The organism is Bradyrhizobium sediminis, assembly GCF_018736105.1.
Taxonomy (GTDB): Bacteria; Pseudomonadota; Alphaproteobacteria; order Rhizobiales; family Xanthobacteraceae; genus Bradyrhizobium.
This window is the reverse complement of the sequence record NZ_CP076135.1, coordinates 2866898-2886073: the sequence shown is the minus strand read 5'-3', so window position 1 is coordinate 2886073 and position 19176 is coordinate 2866898. Positions and strand designations below refer to the sequence as shown.

The following is a 19176-nucleotide window of genomic DNA, read 5'->3' as shown; positions in this document are numbered from 1 at the left end:
CCGGCATTCCGGTTTGAGCCAAAAAGGAAATTGTGGTGGCGACACCTAAGAAGAAAACTTCCAGCAAGCGAAAAACGAAGAAGGTTCGCAAGACCTCCGGGGCCAGCGCCGCCAAGGCTGCGGCCGCGAAAAAGCGCGCCAGGGGCACGGTGAAGAAAGCCAGGAAGGCCGCCCGGAAAACGGCGAAGAAAGCGGCCAAGAAGACGACGAAGAAAACGACGAAGAAAACGGCAAAGAAAGCCCGAAAGCCGGCTGCGAAAAAGCCTGCCAAAAAGTCGGCGAAGCAGTCCGCCAGGAAGGCAAAATCAAACACCGTTACGACGCCGAAGCAGCTGCCCGTTGCCAAAGAGATTGCCAGGAAACCCGCCGCCGGCAAGGTGAAGAAGAAGGCCGCCCCGGTCGCGATCAAGCCGGCTTCGAACGGCAGGAACAGCTTCTACATCACGACCGCCATCGCCTATCCCAACGGGGTGCCGCATATCGGCCACGCCTATGAGGCGATCGCGACCGATGCGCTGGCGCGTTTTCAGCGGCTCGACGGCAAGGACGTGTTCTTTCTCACCGGCACCGACGAGCACGGCCTGAAGATGGTGCAGACCGCGCAGGCCGAAGAACTTCCGACCATGGAGGTTGCGACCCGCAATGCGCAGCGGTTCAAGGACATGGACGAGCGCCTCAACGTCTCGTTCGACCGCTTCATCCGCACCACGGAAGAACAGCATCATCGCTCCAGCCAGGAGATCTGGAAGCGGATGGCGGCCAATGGCGACATCTATCTCGACAGCTATGCCGGCTGGTACTCGGTGCGCGACGAAGCCTATTACGCCGAGGACGAGACCGTCGTCGGCGAGGACGATGTGCGGCGCGGGCCGCAGGGCACGCCGGTCGAATGGGTCGAGGAGAAGAGCTATTTCTTCAGACTGTCCGCCTATCAGGACAGGCTCCTCAAGCTGTACGAGACGCAGCCGGATTTCATCGGGCCGGACTCGCGCAAGAACGAAGTGATCAGCTTCGTCAAAAGCGGACTGCGGGACCTGTCGATTTCGCGAACCACGTTCGACTGGGGCGTCAGGGTTCCCGGCGACCCCGAGCATGTGATGTATGTCTGGGTCGATGCGCTCACCAATTACATCACCGGCGTCGGCTTTCCGGATGAAAACGATGCCAACTGGCGCTACTGGCCGGCCGACGTTCATATCATCGGCAAGGACATCATCCGTTTCCACGCGGTGTACTGGCCGGCGTTCCTGATGTCGGCGGGCATTCCGGTGCAGAAGCGCGTCTATGCCCACGGCTTCCTGTTCAGCCGCGGCGAGAAGATGTCGAAGTCGCTGGGCAACGTCGTCGACCCCTTCAATCTCGCCGACCAATACGGCGTCGATCAAGTGCGCTATTTCTTCCTGCGCGAGGTGCCGTTCGGGCAGGACGGCAACTACAATCACGAGGCGATCGTCGCGCGCATCAATGCCGATCTCGCCAACGATCTCGGCAATCTGGCGCAGCGCTCGCTGTCGATGATATCAAAGCAGCTCGACGGCGTGCTGCCGGAGCCGGGCGCCTTCACCGACAACGACAAGGCGATCCTGGCGCAGGCCGACGGCATGATTGCGCTGGCACGCACGGCGATGGCGACCCAGCAGATCCACCAGGCGCTCAATGCGGTCTGGGCCGTGGTGGCGGAAGCCAATCGCTATTTCGCGGGCGAGGCGCCTTGGGCGCTGGCCAAAACCGATCCGGCCCGTCAGCGCACGGTGCTGTACGTGACCGCCGAAGTGGTCCGCCAGATCGCCATATTGGCGCAACCGGTGATGCCGGCATCGGCGGCGAAGCTGCTGGACAGTCTCGGGGTGCCCGCGGAAGCGCGCAACTTCGCCGCACTCGGCGGCGCGACGCGGATCAAGCCAGGTACCAAGCTGCCGGCGCCGACGGGCGTATTCCCGCGTTACGTCGAACCGACCGCCGGCTGAACGGTTGGATTGCGATGCTCGTCGATAGCCACTGCCATCTCGATTTTCCCGATTTCGCCGAGGATCTCGACGGCATCGTCGCGCGCGCGGAAGCGGCCGGGATCGGGCGCATGGTCACCATCTCGACGCGGGTGAGGCGCCTTGCCGGATTGCTCGAGATCGCCGAGCGGTTTCCGAACGTCTATTGCTCGGTCGGTACCCATCCGCATCACGCCGACGAGGAAGACGGCATTCCGGCCGCCGAACTGATCGAACTGACCAGGCATCCGAAGGTGGTGGCGCTCGGCGAGGCGGGGCTGGATAATTTCTACGACAACGGCTCGCCGGAAGCGCAAGAGCGCGGCTTTCGCGCCCACATCGCCGCGGCGCGGGAGACCGGCCTGCCGCTGGTCATTCATACCCGCGAGGCCGACGAGGCCTGCGGCCGCATCCTCGAAGATGAAATGGCCAAGGGACCGTTTCGCGCCGTGCTGCATTGCTACACCGGCGGGCGCGATCTGGCGATGAAGGCGATCTCGCTCGGGCTTTCGATTTCGTTCACGGGCATCCTGACCTTCAAGAAATCGCAAAGCTTGCGCGAGCTCGCGGCCGAGCTTCCCGCCGACCGCATCATGGTGGAAACCGACGCGCCGTATCTCGCGCCGGGAAAGTTCCGCGGCAAGCGCAACGAGCCTTCTTACGTGGTCGAAGTCGCCAAGGTGCTGGCGGAAGCGCGCGGCGTCTCGTTCGAAGAGATCTCGCGCCAGACCACCGAAAACTTCTTCCGCCTGTTCTCCAAAGTGCCGGCGACGAAAGCTGCGGCATGACGCTGACCCTGACAGTGCTCGGCTGCGGTTCTTCCGCCGGCGTGCCGCGTCCCGCGCTCGGCTGGGGCGCCTGCGATCCCGGCAACCCGAAAAACCGGCGCCGTCGCTGTTCGCTGCTGGCCGAGCGGGCATCGGAAGACGGGATCACCCGGATCGTGATCGATACCGCGCCCGACCTGCGCGAGCAGCTGATCGACGCCAATGTCGATCATATCGACGCGGTGTTCCTGACCCATGAGCACGCCGACCAGACCCACGGCATCGACGATCTGCGTTCCGTCGTGATGCACCAGCGCCGGCGCATTCCGGTCTATCTCAACCGGTCGACCGCCGACCATGTCCTGCTGCGGTTTTCCTACTGCTTCGTGACGCCGCCGGGCAGCGAGTATCCGCCGATCCTCGACCAGCATGGAATCGAGGCCGGCGAAAGCCGCACCGTCGAAGGGAGGGGCGGTGCCGTGACGCTTTCGGCATTTCTCCTGCAGCACGGCAATATCCAGGCGCTTGGCTACCGGATCGGCGACGCCGCCTATACGCCCGACCTCAGCGACATTCCGGCCGAGAGCTGGCCGTTCCTGAAGGATCTCGATCTCTGGATCATTGACGGGCTGCGCTATGCCGGCCACCCCAGCCATTTCAGCGTCAACGACGCGCTGGCCTGGATCGATCGCTTCAAGCCGCGCCGGGCCGTCATCACCAACATGCATTCCGACCTGGATTACGAAGTGCTGCGGCAGAGCCTGCCCAAGGGCGTGATCCCGGCCTATGACGGGTTGCGGCTGACGGTGGAGCAGCCGGGCTAGACTGGATGTGAGCTCTCAATAGAGAGGGCTCCACATCCAGGGCGCGATAGAGATCGTCCTACTTCTTATAGGCGGTGATCACGGCTTCACCATCGGAGCCGGCCTTTTTCGACCAGTCGGCCGTCAACTGCTCGCCGATCTTCTCGAGGCCAGCCTTCAGCGCCGGAGGTGGCGGAAGCACCTTCATCTTGTTGGCCTGAAGCTGTTCGAGATACCACTTCGCCTTTTCTTCCGCGAGCTTCCAGCCGCGTTCTTCGGCGACAACAGCCGCCTTGAGGACCGCATCCTGAGTCGGCTTGTCGAGCGCGTCAAAAGCCGCCTTGTTCACGAAGGTCACGTTCTTCGGAATCCAGGCCTGCGTATCATAGAAATGCGTCATGGTTTCCCAGGCCTTGCTGTCATAGCCGGTCGAGCCTGAGGTCATGAATGCGTTCACAACGCCGGTCGCCAGCGCCTGCGGCAATTCCGCCGCCTGGATGGTGATAGGCTGCGCGCCGACAAGTTCGGCGATGCGCGAGGTACCGACATTATAGGCGCGCCACTTCAAGCCTTTCATGTCCTCAACGGTGTTGAGGTCTTTCTTGGCATAAATGCCCTGCGGACCCCACGGCACCGCAAACAGCAGCAGCAGCCCCTGCGATGCGAGCTTCTTTTCGATCGCGGGTTTCGACGCCAGCCACAGCTTCTTGGCCGCCGGATAGCTCGTCGCCACGAACGGGATGACATCGACGCCGAAAAGCGGGTCCTCGTTCTCATGCAGAGAGATCAGAACCTCGCCCGCCTGCGCCTGCCCGGTTGCGACCGCGCGCTTGATTTCCGGTGCCTTGAACAGCGAAGCCGCGGCATGCACGGTGATTTGCAGCTTGCCGCCGGTGGCATCGGCAACGTCCTTGGCGAACGCAATCAGATTCACCGAATGCGGATTGTCCGCCGGATAGGCCGCCGGAAGATTCCATTTTGTCTGCGCCATCGCGGGAACGACAAGTGCGGGGACGGCAAGCGCCGCGACGCAGGCAGCCATTGCGCAGGTTTTAACAAGCCTCAACATGACAACACCTCTCTCTAGCCAGGGAACGCTATCCGCGGCAGCACCATCACGATATCAGGAAACACCGTGATGATGGCAACCGCCAGAACGAGCAAAAAGAAGAACGGCAGGGCCGCTTTGGCGACCGTGTTGGAATCCTTGCCGCTCATGGTCTGCAAGACAAACAGATTGAATCCGACGGGAGGAGAGACCTCAGCCATTTCCACCACCAGGACCAGGAAAATACCGAACCAGACGAGATCGAAGCCGGCCTGCTTCACCATCGGAATGACGATGGCGGTAGTTAGCACGATCATGGAAATGCCGTCGAGTGCCGTACCGAGCACGATGTACATGACGGTAAGGGCGGCGATCAGCGAATAGGGACTGAGCTGGAGGCTGTTCACCCAGTTCGCGAGCGCCGATGGGATGCCGGTATAGGCCATCGACGTGCCCATGTAGGAGGCGCCCGCCAGAATCAGCAGGATCATGCAATTGACCCGCGTTGCGCCCATGACGCTCGCCCAGAACGCCGACCAGGTCAGCGCGCCTTGCCACCAGGCGATCGCGAGCGATCCCAGCACGCCCCAGGCTGCGCATTCCGTCGCCGTCGCCCAGCCCATCAGCAACGATAGAAAGACGAAAGCGATCAGCAGCAGACAGGGAATGAGATTGAGCGATTCCGCGATGCGCTTGCGGAGACTCATGGGCGGATCGGCCGGCGGCGTCCGCTTCGGATTGGCAAGCGACCAGGCCGCGATGTAGCCGGAATAAAGCGCCATCACCAGCAAGCCCGGCAGAAATCCAGCGAGGAAGACCTGAATGATGGAGACGTTGGCCTGGACGGCGTAGACCACCATGGTGATCGACGGCGGAATCAGAATGCCGAGCGTGCCCGCACCGGCCAGGGAGCCGAGGCTCAAGCCTTCGTCATAGCCGCGCTTCTTCAGTTCGGGCAGGGCGATCTTGGCAACCGTGGCGCAGGTCGCGGCTGACGATCCGGAGACCGAACCGAACACGCCACAGGCGAGCACATTGACATGCATGAGCCGGCCCGGCAGCCAGTTCAGCCAGGGCGCAAATCCGCGAAACATTTCCTCCGATAACCGCGTGCGGAAGAGAATCTCGCCCATCCAGATGAAGAGCGGCAAGGCTGCCAGCGACCACGAAGCGCTGTTGCCCCACACCGTTGTCGCAAGCACGCTGCCCGCCGGAATGCCGCCGGCGGCGAATTGCATGCCGGCCCATCCCGTCGCCATCAAGGCGACGGCGATCCAGACGCCGGCGCCAAGCAGCAGCGCAAGAAATCCCAGCAGAATCGCGGCGATGGAGAGCAGCTCCATGTCAGACCCCGCTCTGTATGGCGCGCTCGACGATTTCCTCGGCACTCTCTGGTTTTGGCAATTCGTAGCGCGGGGCGAAGCCGCGCAGGACATGGACCAGCTCATCCACAAAAGCGATGAAGAGAATCACGAGGCCGCTGCTGTAGCCGAGCTGCGGAATCCACAGCGGCACCGCGATGACGCCTTGCGAAATGTCGGAGAATTTCCACGACTGCCAGGTCATGATCGCGGCATGCCAGGCGAAAAAGCCGATGAAGCCGGTGCCGACGAGGAGTGCTGCGATCTCTACATAATGGCGGACGTTGTCGTTGAGGCGGTCGATCAGAAGACCGACCCGGATCATCTCGCCGTGCTTGAACGTATGCGCGAGCCCGAGGAAAGCCGTTGCCGCCATGCACCAGGAGATGAAATCGTCGCCCGCCGGAATATTGATGCCGAGCGGCCGGCCGGCCGAAAGCAACATCATCAGCACAAAAATCGCAATGAGGAAGACTCCGGCGAGATAGCCGGAGAAAAGGTAGATTCGATCGAGAAACAGGCGGATCATAATGTGTCTTTCCCCCTCACACACGCATATTGCCCGGAAGCAATAGACGTACCACTTCCGGTAACGGTCCCCCTTCCGGAAAGGGCCTGTCGATCCCGGCCGCGCCGAAAACGGGCTACCTGAAATCAGTCCGGTAGAAGGGACAGGTTTTGCTCGGGACCGTCAAGGCAAGGGAGGAAAATCCTGCAACTCCCGCGTCAGGCCTGTCGCGAGCCGACGGTTGATTCAATTGCGACCGGGCCCGCCGCCGGATCGGTGACGCCCGGACCGCCGCCGAGGCGCCGGCCAGTTCATTTGAACGCGTGCGCGCTGACGATCCCGGCGAGCAGTATGAGAGCGATGGCGCTCGCCCGGTAACCGATACTGGGAGGAATCACTCCACGTAAGCCGCGCCTCAACCAAGCGCCGGTAGCGATCCAGGCGCTACCGATCGCAACTATCTGAACCGCCAGCGCGGCAAGCCACGGACAAAGCGGCAGAAGGTCGATCCCCTGCGGGAGAAGCGTAAACGCAAAGATGATCGCTTTGGGATTCAGGAGTGTGGTCACGAAGACACGCGAAATCGTAACGGGGCTGGACCCACTAATCTCGGCCGCTCCGTGCAGCCAAAGCTTGGCCGAAAGATAGAGCAGGTACAACACCACGGCTGTGCGCAGGAGAATTTCGAACGCCGGGATCGCGGCGACAACCGGCCCGACCAGGACCCGAAGCAGCGTTATCGCAGTCATGTAGCCGCATAGCTCGGCGGCAAGCAGGGGGATCGACCGGCGAACGCCGATGGCGGCACCGGATGTGGCAAGCAGGGTGTTTGTCGGCCCTGGTGTTGCAAGGAGCGCTACGCTGGCGGCGACGAATGCTATGGGTTCCATAAATAGACCATGGAAGCGCCAGAGCGCGACAGCATTGATCTGAATCAGGGTCGAAGGCACCACCGGTGCGCAATCACTCCGTCACGCCGATATTGCCTTCGCGCCGAAGCGCCACAGTACCGCCCGCCGGCCGGGCGGCGCGTCTGATCATGGCGCGCAGCGCGGAATTTCGTCCACGATGGCGCGGTCCCGCATGATCGTGCGCAGATCGACATCGCGCGCCAGCGTGACATAGTCGCCAGTCTCAGCCGTTCGCAGGTATGTGGTGAAATAGACGGGGCCGTTGGGCAGTTCTCCTGCCTGGCAGGCCTGCGGCTGTACCGAGATCGAAATCGAGCCGCCCTGGCCGCTGTTCTTTTTCGCGATCAGTTCAGCACGAAACGTGGCGAGGCGGGTGAGGTCAGTCTCGTCGATGCGGTAGGCAAAGACGTGGACGTTGCTGCCGGCTTCGCGCGTCAGCTCGGGCGGCGCGGGAATTTCCCGCAACATAAAATCGCGCGCCTCCTCCGGCGCGCGTCCGACCCGCACGGCGATGCGGAGCAACACGCCATTCGGCCTCGGCCGCAAGCCCGGCGGCAATTTGATCGCGGCACGCAGTTGCGCAGGATCCGAGGTCTCGAAATCGACCCGCGCGAGCTTCACCATTGACGTCACCGGCATATGGCCGCAGCCGGCGAGTCCGATCGTGACGCAGGCGCGCAGGAAAACGTGCAGCAGGAGTTTGGGAGGCATGTGGAATCAACCATCTTGACGATAATAATTTATCGTATTACGATAATTATATCTCGCGTCAATAGCAGGATACGACCATGACCGCTTTCGCCCATTCGGACCGCTTGCGTCGCTTCTCCAACGCCATGGTGATCGTCACCACACTCGGCATCGTGCTGATCGCGGTTGCGATGTGCCTGGTGTTTCTGGTGCCGGAATGGACGCGCAATCTGCTGCTGGCGCGGCTGGGCGAGGCCGGCCGCGACCTCGCACTGACGCCGGGGCGCCTTGCCGCCGGCGCCGTCATATCAGCCGTTCCCGTCGGCGTGATGCTGTTCGGGCTATGGCAGGTGCGGGCGCTGTTTGCGGATTTCGCTGCCGGTCGCGTGTTCACGCTGAACAGCGCACGGCGGCTGCGCGATTTCGCTGCATGCGTGCTGGCGCAGGCGATCCTCGGTCCGATCTCCTCGACCGCACTGTTGCTTGCGTTCACGCTCAGCAATCCGCCGGGCAGCCGCCAACTCGGGATTTCGCTGTCGGTGAACGACTATCTTGCCCTGATCGTCGGTGGCGTGCTGCTCGCGGTCGCCTGGGTCATGGTAGAGGCGACACGGATCGCCGACGAACACGCCTCCTTCGTGTGAGCCGCGCCATGCCGATCGTCGTCAATCTCGACGTCATGCTGGCACGGCGCAAGATGCGCTCCAAGGAGCTCGCCGAGCGCATCGGCATCACCGAGCAGAACGTCTCGCTGTTGAAGAGTGGCAAGGTGAAGGGCGTACGCTTCGACACGCTGGCGCTGATCTGCGAGACGCTCGACTGCCAGCCCGGCGACATCCTCGAATATCGCGACGAGGTGGCCGGCACCGCGCCGGTTCGGGCGCGGGCGTAAAGCCAGAACCGTCATTCCGGGGCACGTGAAGCGTGAACCCGGAATGACGAAAGTGGATCAGGCCGAAATCGCCTTCGCCGAGTCCACCTGGTTGCGCAGCATGAACTTCTGGATCTTGCCGGTGGATGTCTTGGGGATCGGCCCGAACACCACGGCCTTGGGCGTCTTGAAGCCGGACATGTGACTGCGGCAGAACGCGATGATCTCGGCTTCGGTCGCGCGCGCGTTTTCCTTCAGTTCGACGAAGGCGCAGGGCACTTCGCCCCATTTTGAATCCGGCTTCGCCACCACGGCGGCGAACAGCACGGCGGGGTGCTTGTAGAGGATGTCCTCGACCTCGACGGAAGAGATGTTCTCGCCGCCGGAGATGATGATGTCCTTGGAGCGATCCTTGATGATGACATAGCCGTGCTGGTCGAGCACGCCGAGGTCGCCGGTGTGGAACCAGCCGCCGGCGAAGGCCTCCTGGGTGGCCTTCTCGTTCTTCAGATAGCCCTTCATCACGATGTTGCCGCGGAACATCACTTCGCCGATGGTCTCGCCATCGCGCGGCACAGGCTGCATGGTTTCGGGATCGAGCACGGTGACGGCTTCCTGCAGCGGGTAGGGCACGCCCTGCCGCCGCTTCAGCTGCGCACGCTGATCAGCGGGCAGGTCGTCCCAGCCCGGCTGCTCGGCGCAGACCGACGCCGGGCCATAGACTTCGGTCAGGCCATAGACATGGGTCAGCTTGATGCCGATGCTTTCGGCGCCTTCCAGCACCGCGACCGGGGGCGCTGCGCCCGCGATCAGTCCGACCACGGGACGCGCCTTGCCGCCCTTCGGCGCATCCGGTGCGTTGATCAGGGTGTTGTAGACGATCGGCGCGCCGCACATGTGGCTGACGCCGTGCTTCGGGATCAGCTCGAAGATCTTCGAGGGATCGACCTTGCGCAGGCAGACGTTGACGCCGGCGGCCGCGGCCACCGTCCAGGGAAAACACCAGCCGTTGCAGTGGAACATCGGCAGGGTCCAGAGATAGACCGGATGCTGGCCGAGTTGGCCTGCAAGGATGTTGCTGACGGCATTAAGGTAGGCGCCGCGGTGATGGGTCACGACGCCCTTGGGATTGCCTGTGGTGCCCGAGGTGTAGCTGAGCGCAATGGCGTCCCACTCATCTTCCGGCAGCTGTGCGGCGAAGCTTTCATCGCCTTGCGCCACCGCGTCCTCGTATTCCAGTTCGCCGATCCGTTTTCCGCCGGCGAACGAGGCATCGTCGACGTCGATGACGAAGGGTTTCGGGCCTTTCATCAGGGTGAGCGCCTCGCTGATGACGCCTGCAAATTCCGGGTCGACCAGGATGATCCTGGCGCCGCCGTGATCGAGCTGGAAGGCGATCGAAGGGGCATCGAGCCGGATGTTGAGTGCGTTCAGCACCGCGCCCGCCATCGGCACGGCAAAATGCAGCTCGTTCATCGCGGGGATGTTCGGCAGCATCGCCGCCACGGTGTCGCCGCGGCCGATGCCCCGGCCGGCAAGGTAGGACGCGAAGCGGCGGCAGCGTGCATAGGTCTGCGACCAGGTGAAGCTGCGGCCCTCGTAGACCGCGCTGAGGTGATCGGGATAGACCGCGGCAGTGCGCGCCAGGAAGCTCAACGGCGTCAGCGCCACGTAGTTGGCGGGCGTCTTGTCCAGACCGATACTGTATTGATTCTGCGCAGCGCTCATGGGCGTTCATCCACTTCGCGAGATTATCGTTACAAGAACCCGATCGAGATCCATGGGAATATCGCCACGACGATCAGTCCCACCATCAGGGCCAGCAGATAGCCCCAGATCGGCCTGATCCCCTCGGCAGGATCGACGCGCCCGATGGCGCAGGCGGCATAATAGCCTACTCCGAACGGCGGCGCGAACAGTCCGATGCCCATCGCCAGGATGACGATCATCGCATAATGGACCTCGTGAACGCCAACGGCCCGGGCGATCGGAAACAGCAGGGGACCGAACAGCACGATTGCCGGAATCCCCTCCAGCACGCTGCCCAGAATGGTGAAAGCCACGATCGATACCGCGATGAAGCTCGCGGAGCCGCCGGGCAGGCCGGTCATGGCGGCGGCGAGCGAGCGCGAGAAGCCGGACTGGGTCAGGCCCCAGGCCATGCCGGTCGCAGTCCCGATGATCAGCAGGATTGCCCCCGACAGGCAGGCCGTCTCGATCAGCATCGGCAGGATGCGCCGCCAGTCGAAGCTGCGGTAGATCAAGAGGCCATAGATCAGGAAACCGACGAGGAAGGCATAGACGATGCCGATCGTGGAGACCTCGGTGGCGGTGGCAATGCCTTCGACCACGGCGTAGCGGATCACGAACGGCAGCGCCAGCGCGGGCAGGGCAACGGCAAAGGATCTGGCGATCTGCCCGCCATCGGCCTTCCTGACATGACTGAGGTCTTCGTCGCGGTAGCGCCACCACACCAGCGCCGACAGCGTGATCGCCAGCACCACGCCAGGCAGCAATCCGCCGGTGAACAGTGCTGCGATCGAGACGCCGGTCACCGAACCGATGGTGATCAGGACGAGGCTTGGCGGAATGGTTTCGGTCTGCGCGCCGGTGGCCGCGAGCAGGGCGACGAGATCGCCCGGCTTGGCCCCGCGCGCTTTCATCTCGGGAAACAGCACCGGCGCCACGGCGGCCATGTCGGCGGCTTTCGATCCCGAGATGCCCGATACCAGATACATGGCGCCGACCAGCACGTAATGCAGGCCACCGCGGACATGGCCCAACAGACTGGCCAGGAACGCCACCATGGCGCGCGCCATGCCGGTCATCTCGATCAGCAGCCCCAGGAAAACGAACAGCGGCACCGACAACAGGATGAGGTGGCTCATGCCCTCGTCCATGCGGCCGACCAGCACCATCAGCGGCGTATTCGTGGTCAGCGCCAGATAGCCGTAGGTCGCCAGTCCAAACCCGAAGGCGATCGGCACCCCGGCGAAGACGCAGAACCCGGCCACCCCGACAAAGAAGATGATCAGGTTGATATTACCGAGCGGCCGCAGCCACGGCTCCGCCAGCCAGAGCACCGCCATCAGCAAAGCGACCGACAGCACCGCGCCCAGCACTGTCCGGACATCGCCGGTCCGTGCCAGCCGCAGCAAAGCAAACAGCGCCATCAGGCCGATGCCGACCGGCAGCGCCGCCGCCCGCCAGATGTTGGCGATTTGCAGTGCCGGTGTGGTGATGAAACTTTCCTCGTAAGCATACTCGTAAGCGGGCCAGGCGATCAGCAGCAGGAAAGCCAGCGCCGCCGCCGTCGCGACCAGATCGAGAAAGGCACGTACCGCGGGCCTCGCGCCGGCGACCACCGCCGTCATCCGCATGTGCTCGGCCCGGCGGAACGCCACCGCCGCGCCCAGCATCGCCAGCCACAGGAACAGGATCGACGCCAGTTCGTCCGACCAGATCAAGGGCCGGTGCAGGCCGTAACGCGCCACCACCCCGGCGAACAGGATGACGATTTCGGCGACGACCAGAAGTGCAGCCGGAATCTCCACCAGCATTCCCAGGAACGCTTCCAGCGAGCCCGCAAGCGAACGGCGGCGAGGGGGCTCGACACCCTCCTCGCCGGCCGCCGCGATTGAGCCTTCGGCCTGAACCATGACGGTCTTTACGACAGCTTGCCGACGGATTTCTCCAGCAAATCCCACGCCTGCTCGCCGTACTTGCCCTTCCATTCGGCATAGAAGCCGGCTGCGCGCAGTTTCTCGCGGAACGGCGCCACATTGGGCTGATTGAAGGTCAGGCCCTTGCCGGCCAGTTCCTGCTGCAATCCGGCATTCAGCTTGGCGACGTCGACGCGCTCCTTGACGCCGGCCGCATTGATATTCCTGGCGACGACGGCGCGGACGTCCTGCGGCAGCTTTTCCCAGGCGCGGCGGTTGGCCAGGAACCAGAAGCCGTCCCACATGTGGTTGGTCAGCGAGCAGAACTTCTGCACCTCGTAGAGCTTGGCGGTCGAGATGATGGCCAGCGGATTTTCCTGGCCCTCGACGATCTTGGTCTGCAGCGCGGAATAGACCTCGCTGAAATTGATCGAGGCGGGGGAGGCGTCCAGCGCCTTGAACATCGAGGTCCACAACGGCGAAACCGGCACGCGGATCTTGAAGCCCTTGAAATCCTCGGGCCCGTTGATCGGCTTGCTCGACGACGTGGTCTGGCGGAACCCGTTGTCCCAGATCTTGTCCATCACGACCAGATTGGCCTTGGTGATCTCGCCACGGATATAGGCACCGAGATCGCCGTCCATGGCCTTCCAGACCGTGTCGTAATCCGGGAATGCGAAGCCGATGCCGTTGATCGACGCCGCCGGAACCAGCGTCGCCAGGATCAGGCCCGACAGCGTGAAGAATTCGACGCCGCCGGAACGGATCTGGCTCAGCATGTCGGTGTCGGAACCGAGCTGGTTGTTCGGGAATATCTGCAGGTCGAACCGGCCGTTGGTCTCGGCCTTGATCGCCGCCGCCATCTCCTTGGCGCGCATGTTCATGGGATGCGCGTCGGGAAGATTGTTGGCGTATTTGTAGGTGAATTCGGCCGCCTGGGCACGCGCCACCAATGGCGCGCCGATACCGCCCAGAACCGCCGATGCGGCGGATGCCTTGAGTAGCGTGCGTCGTGAAAAGCTCATCAGGTTTTCTCCCTTGTTGTTCTTGCGCGAGACCATTTCGCGGAACCGATGCTGCCGGGTCATCTGCCGTGCCGCGGCAGCGCTTATTGCAGTGTCCGTTGGCCGCGGCAATATCGGGTTCGAGCAGACCTGCGTAACGCTGGACATGGGTATGTCGGCGGCTTCGGGTTGGGCCGTAGCGCACGGAAGCAGCGCTTGTTGCTAAGCTGATTTGTCGCGATTTTTATCTAACTAATTGATCTCACGATGGATAAATATATTCCATAATATACCTTATGCGAATCTTGGATACGAGGGCGTCAACCGAGCACAGCCGGGCCCGCCCATCAGTCTGCACCCCACTGCCGTCCACTGATGCGACCGATCCGTGAGCTGGCGCATGCTGCGAGCCGGGGTCCGGCTCTACTTTGCATGGGGTTGTTTTCGCAATTTTTGTCCAGGCCCTGCGGCGCACCGCCGAAGGACCGATTATGCCGGGTCCGGCACGCAAGATCGTTAGTGTCTTTAGCGCCCCCTGAACCGCGGCTTGCGCCGGCCGAGAAAGGCTTCGACGCCCTCCTTGTGGTCCTCGGTCAGGCTCGCCAGCGCGAACTGGTCGACGTCCATGTGGCTGGCAAGATCGTCGAGCGCATGCGCCAGGCGATTGACGGTCAGCTTGGTCATGGCGACCGACAGCGGCGGCTGTGCCGCAACCTTGGCGGCGAGCGCCATGGCGGCGTCGAAGGCCTTGCCGGGATCGGCCACCTCCTCCACCAGGCCCCACTCATAGGCCTCCGCCGCCGAGATGCGCTGATCGGCCAGGATCACCGCCTGTTTGGTGCGGGCCGGTCCGATCAGATGCAGCATGCGCGGCACGCTCTGCCAGCTCATGTTCATGCCGAGGCCGATCTCGGGCACCCGCATGTGGCCGTCGCTGGCCATGACACGAAAGTCCAGCGCCACCGCCAGCGCGACGCCGCCGCCGACGCAAAAGCCTTCGATGGCGCCGATCGTGATCTGCTCCATCTCCTGCCAGGCGCGGGTCAGCCGCGGCCCGAGCTTCAAGTGCCGGCGCAGCGCGCCGAGATCCATGGCCCGGCGCGCGCGGCCTTCGGGGTCCTTGAGGTCGAAGCCGGCGCTGAAGGCCTTGGCCCCGCCGGTCAGCACCACGACCGAGGTTTCGCCGTCGTCCTCGAAACTGCGCGCGGCGTCGGTGAGCTGGCGCAGCGCTTCCGGCGACAGCGCGTTGATGCCGTCGCCGCGGTCGAAACGCACCACGGCGATGCGCCCGTCGGGCCCGAGGCCCTTTTCGATACTCACAAAATCCACCAACTCGACGCCTCCCTGCCCGCTATTGCCTGCAACGATGGCTCACAGGTGTCCCGAACGCTCACGCGCGGGTCTGCCCTGCGGTACAGGAAAACGGATGGTGGTGCCAATGGTGATCCAGTTGGCGGTTTCGCCTGAAATGTTGTGGCCGAAGATGACATCGAGCGAGAATATCTCGTTCGGCCGGTAGCGGATTCCGGTTTGAAACCGGGGGCGGATGACGCTCGGGGTATCCGATGCCCCGGCCTGGCCGAACGCCTCGATCGTCCACTGCAAGGTGTCGGTGAATTTCCAATCGAACCCCAGGCCATAGGTCAGGTAGTGCCGGTCGACGCTGCGATCCCATAGCCAGCCGCCATTGAGGTTGATCCGCATGGCTTCGGACAGCCGGAACGTCGCCGGCACCACCGCGAATGCGGTGAGGTTTTCCCCGGTCATCGCGTCGAACGACCCGCCGGCATAGACCGAAACTCCCCATCGTCCGATACCGGTGGGAACGATGTTGGTCTTGGCCTTCGGCGCAAGCGTCGTGCTCCACTCGCCGTCGCTGCGTGACCTGATTGTCTGCATGCTGAATTCCACCGGCCGCAAGACATTCACCACGCAGGATGGATTGGCCACGGCGGAAAAATCGGTGTTGGTGGCCGTGGACAACCAGCTCTCGACCTTGCAGGAGCCGGTTTCGCCAATGTCGGCGGCATCGACCGCATAGGCGCCGTTGGCCGCCCGGGCGCCATCCGATGGCAGCAGCGCCGCGATCACCGCCAGGCCCGTGAAGGCTATGCGTCCTGCCCCTTGCCCCATGAGCGAACGCTAGCAGAGTCCCTCGGCCTCGACATACCCATAATCTTGCGTATCTTCCCGGTATGACCAGCCATGACCACGACCACCATCATCACGATCACGACCATTCGGAATTGTCCGAGACCCAGCTGCGGGTACGCGCGCTCGAGACCATCCTGACCGAAAAGGGCTATGTCGATCCGGCCGCGCTCGATCTCTTGATCGAGACCTACGAGACCAAGGTCGGGCCGCGTAACGGCGCCCGCGTGGTAGCGCGGGCCTGGTCCGATCCAGCCTTTCGCGCCCGCCTGCTCAAGGACGCTACGCCGGCGATTGCGGAACTCGGCTATGCCGGACGCCAGGGCGAGCACCTCATGGCGGTCGAAAATACCCCGCGCCTTCACAACATGGTCGTGTGCACGCTGTGCTCCTGCTACCCATGGCCGGTGCTCGGGCTGCCGCCGGTCTGGTACAAATCCGCGCCCTATCGCTCGAAGGCGGTGAAGGACCCGCGTGGCGTGCTGGCGGATTTCGGTTTTGAATTGCCCGAAGGCACCGATATCCGGGTCTGGGATTCGACCGCGGAAATCCGCTATCTGGTGCTGCCGATGCGTCCCGCCGGCACCGAGGGCTGGAGCGAGGAACGGCTGGCGGACCTCGTCACCCGCGACAGCATGATCGGCACCGGTTTGCCGAAACAGCCGCACGAGGTCGCCTGATGGATGGCGCGCACGATATGGGCGGCGTCGCATGGTCCGGTCCGGTGCGACCTGAGCCGAACGAGCCGGTGTTTCACGCTGAATGGGAGCGGCGCGCCTTCGCGATCACGCTGGCGATGGCGATGCCCGGCGGCTGGAACATCGACATGTCACGCTTTGCCCGCGAGAACCGTCCGCCCGAGGATTATCTGAGCAAGAGCTATTACCAGATCTGGCTCGCAGGCCTCGAACAACTGATGCTGGAACGCGGACTGATCGCGGCCGACGAGATCGAGGCCGGCAAGCCGCTGCATCCGGCCAAACCGGTGGCGCGGACACTGTCGCGCGACGGCGTCGCGGCCATGCTGCACCGGGGCGGGCCGACCGAGCGCGAGGCGAAGGGCCCTGCTCGCTTCGCCGTCGGCGATCGCGTCCGCACCAGGATGATCCATCCGCCGACGCATACGCGGCTGCCGCGCTATGTGCGCGGGCATGTCGGCACCATCGAGATGCTGCATGGAGTTCACGTATTTCCGGACAGCAACTCGCTGGGCGAAGAGAATCCGCAATGGCTCTACACCGTGACCTTCGACGGCCGCGAATTGTGGGGCCCTGACGGCGATGCCTCGGTAAAGACGTCGGTCGACGCCTGGGAATCCTATCTGGAGACCGCCTGATGCCGCTCGATCCGCAAGCCGCGCAACATGCGACCAGCGCCGTCCCCGGCATTCCCCGCGATGCCGATGGGCCGGTGTTTCGCGAACCCTGGGAGGCACAGGCCTTCGCGATGGCGGTGGCGCTGCATGCCCGCGGCCTGTTCACCTGGCCCGAATGGGCGGCAACGCTGGCCGATGAAATCAAGCGCGCCCAGGCGGCCGGCGATGCCGATACCGGCGAGACCTATTACCGGCACTGGCTGGCGACACTGGAACGGCTGATCGCCGAAAAGGGGGTAACGACACCAGAGACCCTGCATCGCTACCGCGACGCCTGGGACCACGCCGCTGACCGCACGCCGCATGGCTCGCCGATCGTCTTGCAGCCGGAAGATTTTGCGAGCTAGGCGGTCCGCGCCGCATATTCGCGCCAACCCTTGGCGCGCAGCGCGCAGGCCGGGCATTCGCCGCAGCCGTAACCCCAGTCGTGCCGCGCGCCGCGTTCGCCGAGATAGCAGGTGTGGGAATGCTCGCGGATCAGGTCGACCAGCCCTGCCCCGCCCAGATCATGCGCCAGCTTCCAGGTCGAGGCCTTGTCCAGCCACATCAGCGGCGTGTGCAGTTCGAAGCCCCTTGCCATGCCGAGGCTGAGGGCTTTCTGCAGCGCCTTGATGGTCTCGTCGCGGCAGTCCGGATAGCCGGAATAGTCGGTCTCGCACATGCCGCCAATGATATGGGTGATGCCGCGCCGGTAGGCGAGCGCGGCGGCGAAGGTCAGGAACACCAGATTGCGGCCGGGCACGAAGGTGTTGGGCAGGCCGTCCGCCCCCATCGCGATCGCGACATCGCGGGTCAGCGCGGTGTCGGAGATTTCAGCGAGCGTCGGAATGGCCAGCGTATGGCTCTCGCCGAGCTTGGCCGCCCAATCCGCGCGCAGCGATTTCATGCCGTCGAGCAGACGGGCGCGGCATTCGAGTTCGATGGCATGGCGCTGCCCGTAATCAAAGCCGAGCATTTCGACGCGCGCAAAGCGCTGCAGCGCCCAGGCGAGACAGGTGGCGGAATCCTGTCCGCCGGAAAACAGCACCAGCGCGGTTTCGGATTGAAATTGGTCGCTCATGGGCTGCCCCATAGCACTCATCGCCGCCCAGGCCAATCGGTGGAAAGTGCCGCCTGGCCGGCTCGTTTCGCTGGGATCGACACGCCTCATGCGGCATAAAGCCTGATCCTCCCTCAGGCCTTCGGTAGCGCCATGACCCCTTCCCGCGATATTTCACGCCTGCTCGAGATCATGGCGGCGCTGCGCACGCCCGGCAGTGGTTGTCCATGGGACCTCGAGCAGGATTTTGCGACCATCGCGCCCTACACCATCGAGGAAGCCTATGAGGTGGCCGACGCCATTGCGCGCGGCGATCTCGACGATCTCAGGGACGAACTTGGCGATCTCCTGCTGCAGGTGGTCTATCATGCCCGGATGGCCGAGGAGCAGGATGCGTTCGCGTTCGGCGACGTGGTCGAGGCGGTCACCCGCAAGATGATCCGGCGGCATCCGCACGTCTTCGCCGACAGTGACGGCCGGCTGACGCCACCTGGCGTCACGAGCGCCTGGGAGCGCATCAAGGCCGAGGAGCGCGCCGAACGCGCGGCGCGGCGGCCGGACGAGGAAGCCTCGCACCAATCGCTGCTGTCGGGTGTCAAGGCGGGACTGCCGGCCTTGACGCGCGCGATGGAATTGCAGCGCAAGGCCTCCAGCGTCGGCTTCGACTGGAACGATCCCCGCGAAGTCCTGCGCAAGATTCGCGAGGAAGCCGACGAGATCGAGGCCGCGCTCGATCGCGGCGACGCGCAAGAACTCGCGGAAGAAACCGGCGATCTCCTGTTCGCGCTGGTCAACCTGGCGCGCCATGTCGGCGCCGATCCGGACCTGGCGCTACGCGGCACCAACGCCAAGTTCGAACGCCGCTTCGGCTATATCGAGCGCACGCTGGCGGCGCAGGGGCGTTCGCTGCAGGACGCCTCGCTCACGGAGATGGACGCGCTGTGGGACGAGGCGAAGGGCCAAGAATAGATTTCCGTCGTCCCTGCTTTCGCACCAACAAC

General features: G+C 63.8%; 20 protein-coding genes. 9 read left to right on the top strand and 11 right to left on the bottom strand.

Annotation, left to right across the window (positions count from 1 at the left end):
- Nucleotides 1-35: 35 nt before the first annotated feature.
- Genes metG through KMZ68_RS13725 form a run of 3 tightly spaced genes read left to right on the top strand, consistent with a single transcriptional unit; the run spans nt 36 to nt 3576 of the window.
- Nucleotides 36-1967: a methionine--tRNA ligase gene (metG, locus tag KMZ68_RS13735; RefSeq protein WP_215611844.1), complete on the top strand. Its 1932-nt coding sequence runs from the start codon at nt 36-38 to the stop codon at nt 1965-1967.
- A gap of 14 nt (nt 1968-1981) precedes the next feature.
- Nucleotides 1982-2773, top strand: a complete 792-nt coding sequence (locus KMZ68_RS13730) for a TatD family hydrolase (RefSeq protein ID WP_215611843.1) — start codon at nt 1982-1984, stop codon at nt 2771-2773.
- Nucleotides 2770-3576 (top strand): MBL fold metallo-hydrolase, encoded by an 807-nt coding sequence (locus tag KMZ68_RS13725; RefSeq protein ID WP_215611842.1) that lies wholly within the window; start codon nt 2770-2772, stop codon nt 3574-3576. The genes KMZ68_RS13730 and KMZ68_RS13725 overlap by 4 nt, the downstream gene beginning before the upstream one ends.
- A 58-nt stretch (nt 3577-3634) precedes the next feature.
- Here KMZ68_RS13725 and KMZ68_RS13720 read toward each other — a convergent pair whose 3' ends face one another.
- The 5 genes from KMZ68_RS13720 to KMZ68_RS13700 all read right to left on the bottom strand — a co-directional run bounded on the left by KMZ68_RS13720 (nt 3635) and on the right by KMZ68_RS13700 (nt 8094).
- Complete coding sequence (locus KMZ68_RS13720) at nt 3635-4597, bottom strand: TRAP transporter substrate-binding protein (protein WP_249779638.1); 963 nt, start codon at nt 4595-4597, stop codon at nt 3635-3637.
- Between the two features lie 41 nt (nt 4598-4638).
- Nucleotides 4639-5946, bottom strand: a complete 1308-nt coding sequence (locus KMZ68_RS13715; protein ID WP_215611841.1) for a TRAP transporter large permease — start codon at nt 5944-5946, stop codon at nt 4639-4641.
- Nucleotide 5947: 1 nt separating this feature from the next.
- A complete protein-coding gene (locus tag KMZ68_RS13710) occupies nt 5948-6493 on the bottom strand; it encodes a TRAP transporter small permease (RefSeq protein WP_215611840.1) in 546 nt (181 codons plus the stop codon).
- 290 nt (nt 6494-6783) lie between these two features.
- The gene (locus KMZ68_RS13705) at nt 6784-7425 is read right to left on the bottom strand and encodes a LysE family translocator (RefSeq protein ID WP_249779357.1); all 642 of its coding nucleotides are present in this window, start codon (nt 7423-7425) and stop codon (nt 6784-6786) included.
- 84 nt (nt 7426-7509) lie between these two features.
- On the bottom strand, nt 7510-8094 hold the full coding sequence (locus KMZ68_RS13700; RefSeq protein WP_215611839.1) for a hypothetical protein: 585 nt from the start codon (nt 8092-8094) through the stop codon (nt 7510-7512).
- A gap of 77 nt (nt 8095-8171) precedes the next feature.
- Here KMZ68_RS13700 and KMZ68_RS13695 point away from each other — a divergent pair, with 77 nt between their 5' ends.
- Nucleotides 8172-8717 carry a DUF2975 domain-containing protein gene (locus KMZ68_RS13695; protein ID WP_215611838.1) on the top strand — a complete coding sequence of 182 codons (546 nt, stop codon included), beginning with the start codon at nt 8172-8174 and terminating at the stop codon, nt 8715-8717.
- 8 nt (nt 8718-8725) lie between these two features.
- Entirely contained in the window at nt 8726-8965 is a 240-nt protein-coding gene (locus KMZ68_RS13690) for a helix-turn-helix domain-containing protein (RefSeq protein WP_215611837.1), read from the top strand.
- Nucleotides 8966-9022: 57 nt separating this feature from the next.
- Here KMZ68_RS13690 and KMZ68_RS13685 read toward each other — a convergent pair whose 3' ends face one another.
- The 5 genes from KMZ68_RS13685 to KMZ68_RS13665 all read right to left on the bottom strand — a co-directional run bounded on the left by KMZ68_RS13685 (nt 9023) and on the right by KMZ68_RS13665 (nt 15743).
- Nucleotides 9023-10672, bottom strand: a complete 1650-nt coding sequence (locus KMZ68_RS13685) for an acyl-CoA synthetase (RefSeq protein WP_215611836.1) — start codon at nt 10670-10672, stop codon at nt 9023-9025.
- 29 nt (nt 10673-10701) lie between these two features.
- Nucleotides 10702-12603, bottom strand: a complete 1902-nt coding sequence (locus KMZ68_RS13680; RefSeq protein WP_215611835.1) for a TRAP transporter large permease — start codon at nt 12601-12603, stop codon at nt 10702-10704.
- 8 nt (nt 12604-12611) lie between these two features.
- Nucleotides 12612-13631, bottom strand: coding sequence for a TRAP transporter substrate-binding protein (locus KMZ68_RS13675; RefSeq protein ID WP_215611834.1), 1020 nt, complete (start codon nt 13629-13631; stop codon nt 12612-12614).
- 504 nt (nt 13632-14135) lie between these two features.
- The gene (locus KMZ68_RS13670; protein ID WP_215611833.1) at nt 14136-14942 is read right to left on the bottom strand and encodes an enoyl-CoA hydratase/isomerase family protein; all 807 of its coding nucleotides are present in this window, start codon (nt 14940-14942) and stop codon (nt 14136-14138) included.
- Nucleotides 14943-14981: 39 nt separating this feature from the next.
- On the bottom strand, nt 14982-15743 hold the full coding sequence (locus tag KMZ68_RS13665) for a hypothetical protein (protein ID WP_215611832.1): 762 nt from the start codon (nt 15741-15743) through the stop codon (nt 14982-14984).
- 62 nt (nt 15744-15805) lie between these two features.
- On the opposite strand from KMZ68_RS13665, the gene nthA reads away from it, so the two are divergent.
- From nthA to KMZ68_RS13650, 3 genes are read left to right on the top strand one after another with little or no spacing between them, the layout of a single operon-like run.
- Entirely contained in the window at nt 15806-16441 is a 636-nt protein-coding gene (gene nthA / locus KMZ68_RS13660; protein WP_215611831.1) for a nitrile hydratase subunit alpha, read from the top strand.
- Complete coding sequence (nthB, locus tag KMZ68_RS13655) at nt 16441-17097, top strand: nitrile hydratase subunit beta (RefSeq protein ID WP_215611830.1); 657 nt, start codon at nt 16441-16443, stop codon at nt 17095-17097. Before nthA ends, nthB begins: the two co-directional genes overlap by 1 nt.
- Complete coding sequence (locus KMZ68_RS13650; protein WP_215611829.1) at nt 17097-17483, top strand: nitrile hydratase accessory protein; 387 nt, start codon at nt 17097-17099, stop codon at nt 17481-17483. The genes nthB and KMZ68_RS13650 overlap by 1 nt, the downstream gene beginning before the upstream one ends.
- Here the strand turns inward: KMZ68_RS13650 and queC are convergent.
- Nucleotides 17480-18196 carry a 7-cyano-7-deazaguanine synthase QueC gene (gene queC / locus KMZ68_RS13645; protein WP_215611828.1) on the bottom strand — a complete coding sequence of 239 codons (717 nt, stop codon included), beginning with the start codon at nt 18194-18196 and terminating at the stop codon, nt 17480-17482. The genes KMZ68_RS13650 and queC overlap by 4 nt on opposite strands.
- A gap of 132 nt (nt 18197-18328) precedes the next feature.
- Here queC and mazG point away from each other — a divergent pair, with 132 nt between their 5' ends.
- Nucleotides 18329-19144 carry a nucleoside triphosphate pyrophosphohydrolase gene (mazG, locus tag KMZ68_RS13640; protein WP_215611827.1) on the top strand — a complete coding sequence of 272 codons (816 nt, stop codon included), beginning with the start codon at nt 18329-18331 and terminating at the stop codon, nt 19142-19144.
- The last annotated feature ends 32 nt before the right edge of the window (nt 19145-19176 follow it).

Coding starts and splice junctions, on each gene's coding strand:
- KMZ68_RS13730 (WP_215611843.1), top strand. CDS start 1,982: ATGCTCGTCGATAGCCACTGCCATCTCGATTTTCCCGATTTCGCCGAG.
- KMZ68_RS13725 (WP_215611842.1), top strand. CDS start 2,770: ATGACGCTGACCCTGACAGTGCTCGGCTGCGGTTCTTCCGCCGGCGTG.
- KMZ68_RS13720 (WP_249779638.1), bottom strand. CDS start 4,597: ATGGCTGCCTGCGTCGCGGCGCTTGCCGTCCCCGCACTTGTCGTTCCC.
- KMZ68_RS13715 (WP_215611841.1), bottom strand. CDS start 5,946: ATGGAGCTGCTCTCCATCGCCGCGATTCTGCTGGGATTTCTTGCGCTG.
- KMZ68_RS13710 (WP_215611840.1), bottom strand. CDS start 6,493: ATGATCCGCCTGTTTCTCGATCGAATCTACCTTTTCTCCGGCTATCTC.
- KMZ68_RS13700 (WP_215611839.1), bottom strand. CDS start 8,094: ATGCCTCCCAAACTCCTGCTGCACGTTTTCCTGCGCGCCTGCGTCACG.
- KMZ68_RS13695 (WP_215611838.1), top strand. CDS start 8,172: ATGACCGCTTTCGCCCATTCGGACCGCTTGCGTCGCTTCTCCAACGCC.
- KMZ68_RS13690 (WP_215611837.1), top strand. CDS start 8,726: ATGCCGATCGTCGTCAATCTCGACGTCATGCTGGCACGGCGCAAGATG.
- KMZ68_RS13685 (WP_215611836.1), bottom strand. CDS start 10,672: ATGAGCGCTGCGCAGAATCAATACAGTATCGGTCTGGACAAGACGCCC.
- KMZ68_RS13680 (WP_215611835.1), bottom strand. CDS start 12,603: ATGGTTCAGGCCGAAGGCTCAATCGCGGCGGCCGGCGAGGAGGGTGTC.
- KMZ68_RS13675 (WP_215611834.1), bottom strand. CDS start 13,631: ATGAGCTTTTCACGACGCACGCTACTCAAGGCATCCGCCGCATCGGCG.
- KMZ68_RS13665 (WP_215611832.1), bottom strand. CDS start 15,743: ATGGGGCAAGGGGCAGGACGCATAGCCTTCACGGGCCTGGCGGTGATC.
- nthA (WP_215611831.1), top strand. CDS start 15,806: ATGACCAGCCATGACCACGACCACCATCATCACGATCACGACCATTCG.
- nthB (WP_215611830.1), top strand. CDS start 16,441: ATGGATGGCGCGCACGATATGGGCGGCGTCGCATGGTCCGGTCCGGTG.
- KMZ68_RS13650 (WP_215611829.1), top strand. CDS start 17,097: ATGCCGCTCGATCCGCAAGCCGCGCAACATGCGACCAGCGCCGTCCCC.
- queC (WP_215611828.1), bottom strand. CDS start 18,196: ATGAGCGACCAATTTCAATCCGAAACCGCGCTGGTGCTGTTTTCCGGC.
- mazG (WP_215611827.1), top strand. CDS start 18,329: ATGACCCCTTCCCGCGATATTTCACGCCTGCTCGAGATCATGGCGGCG.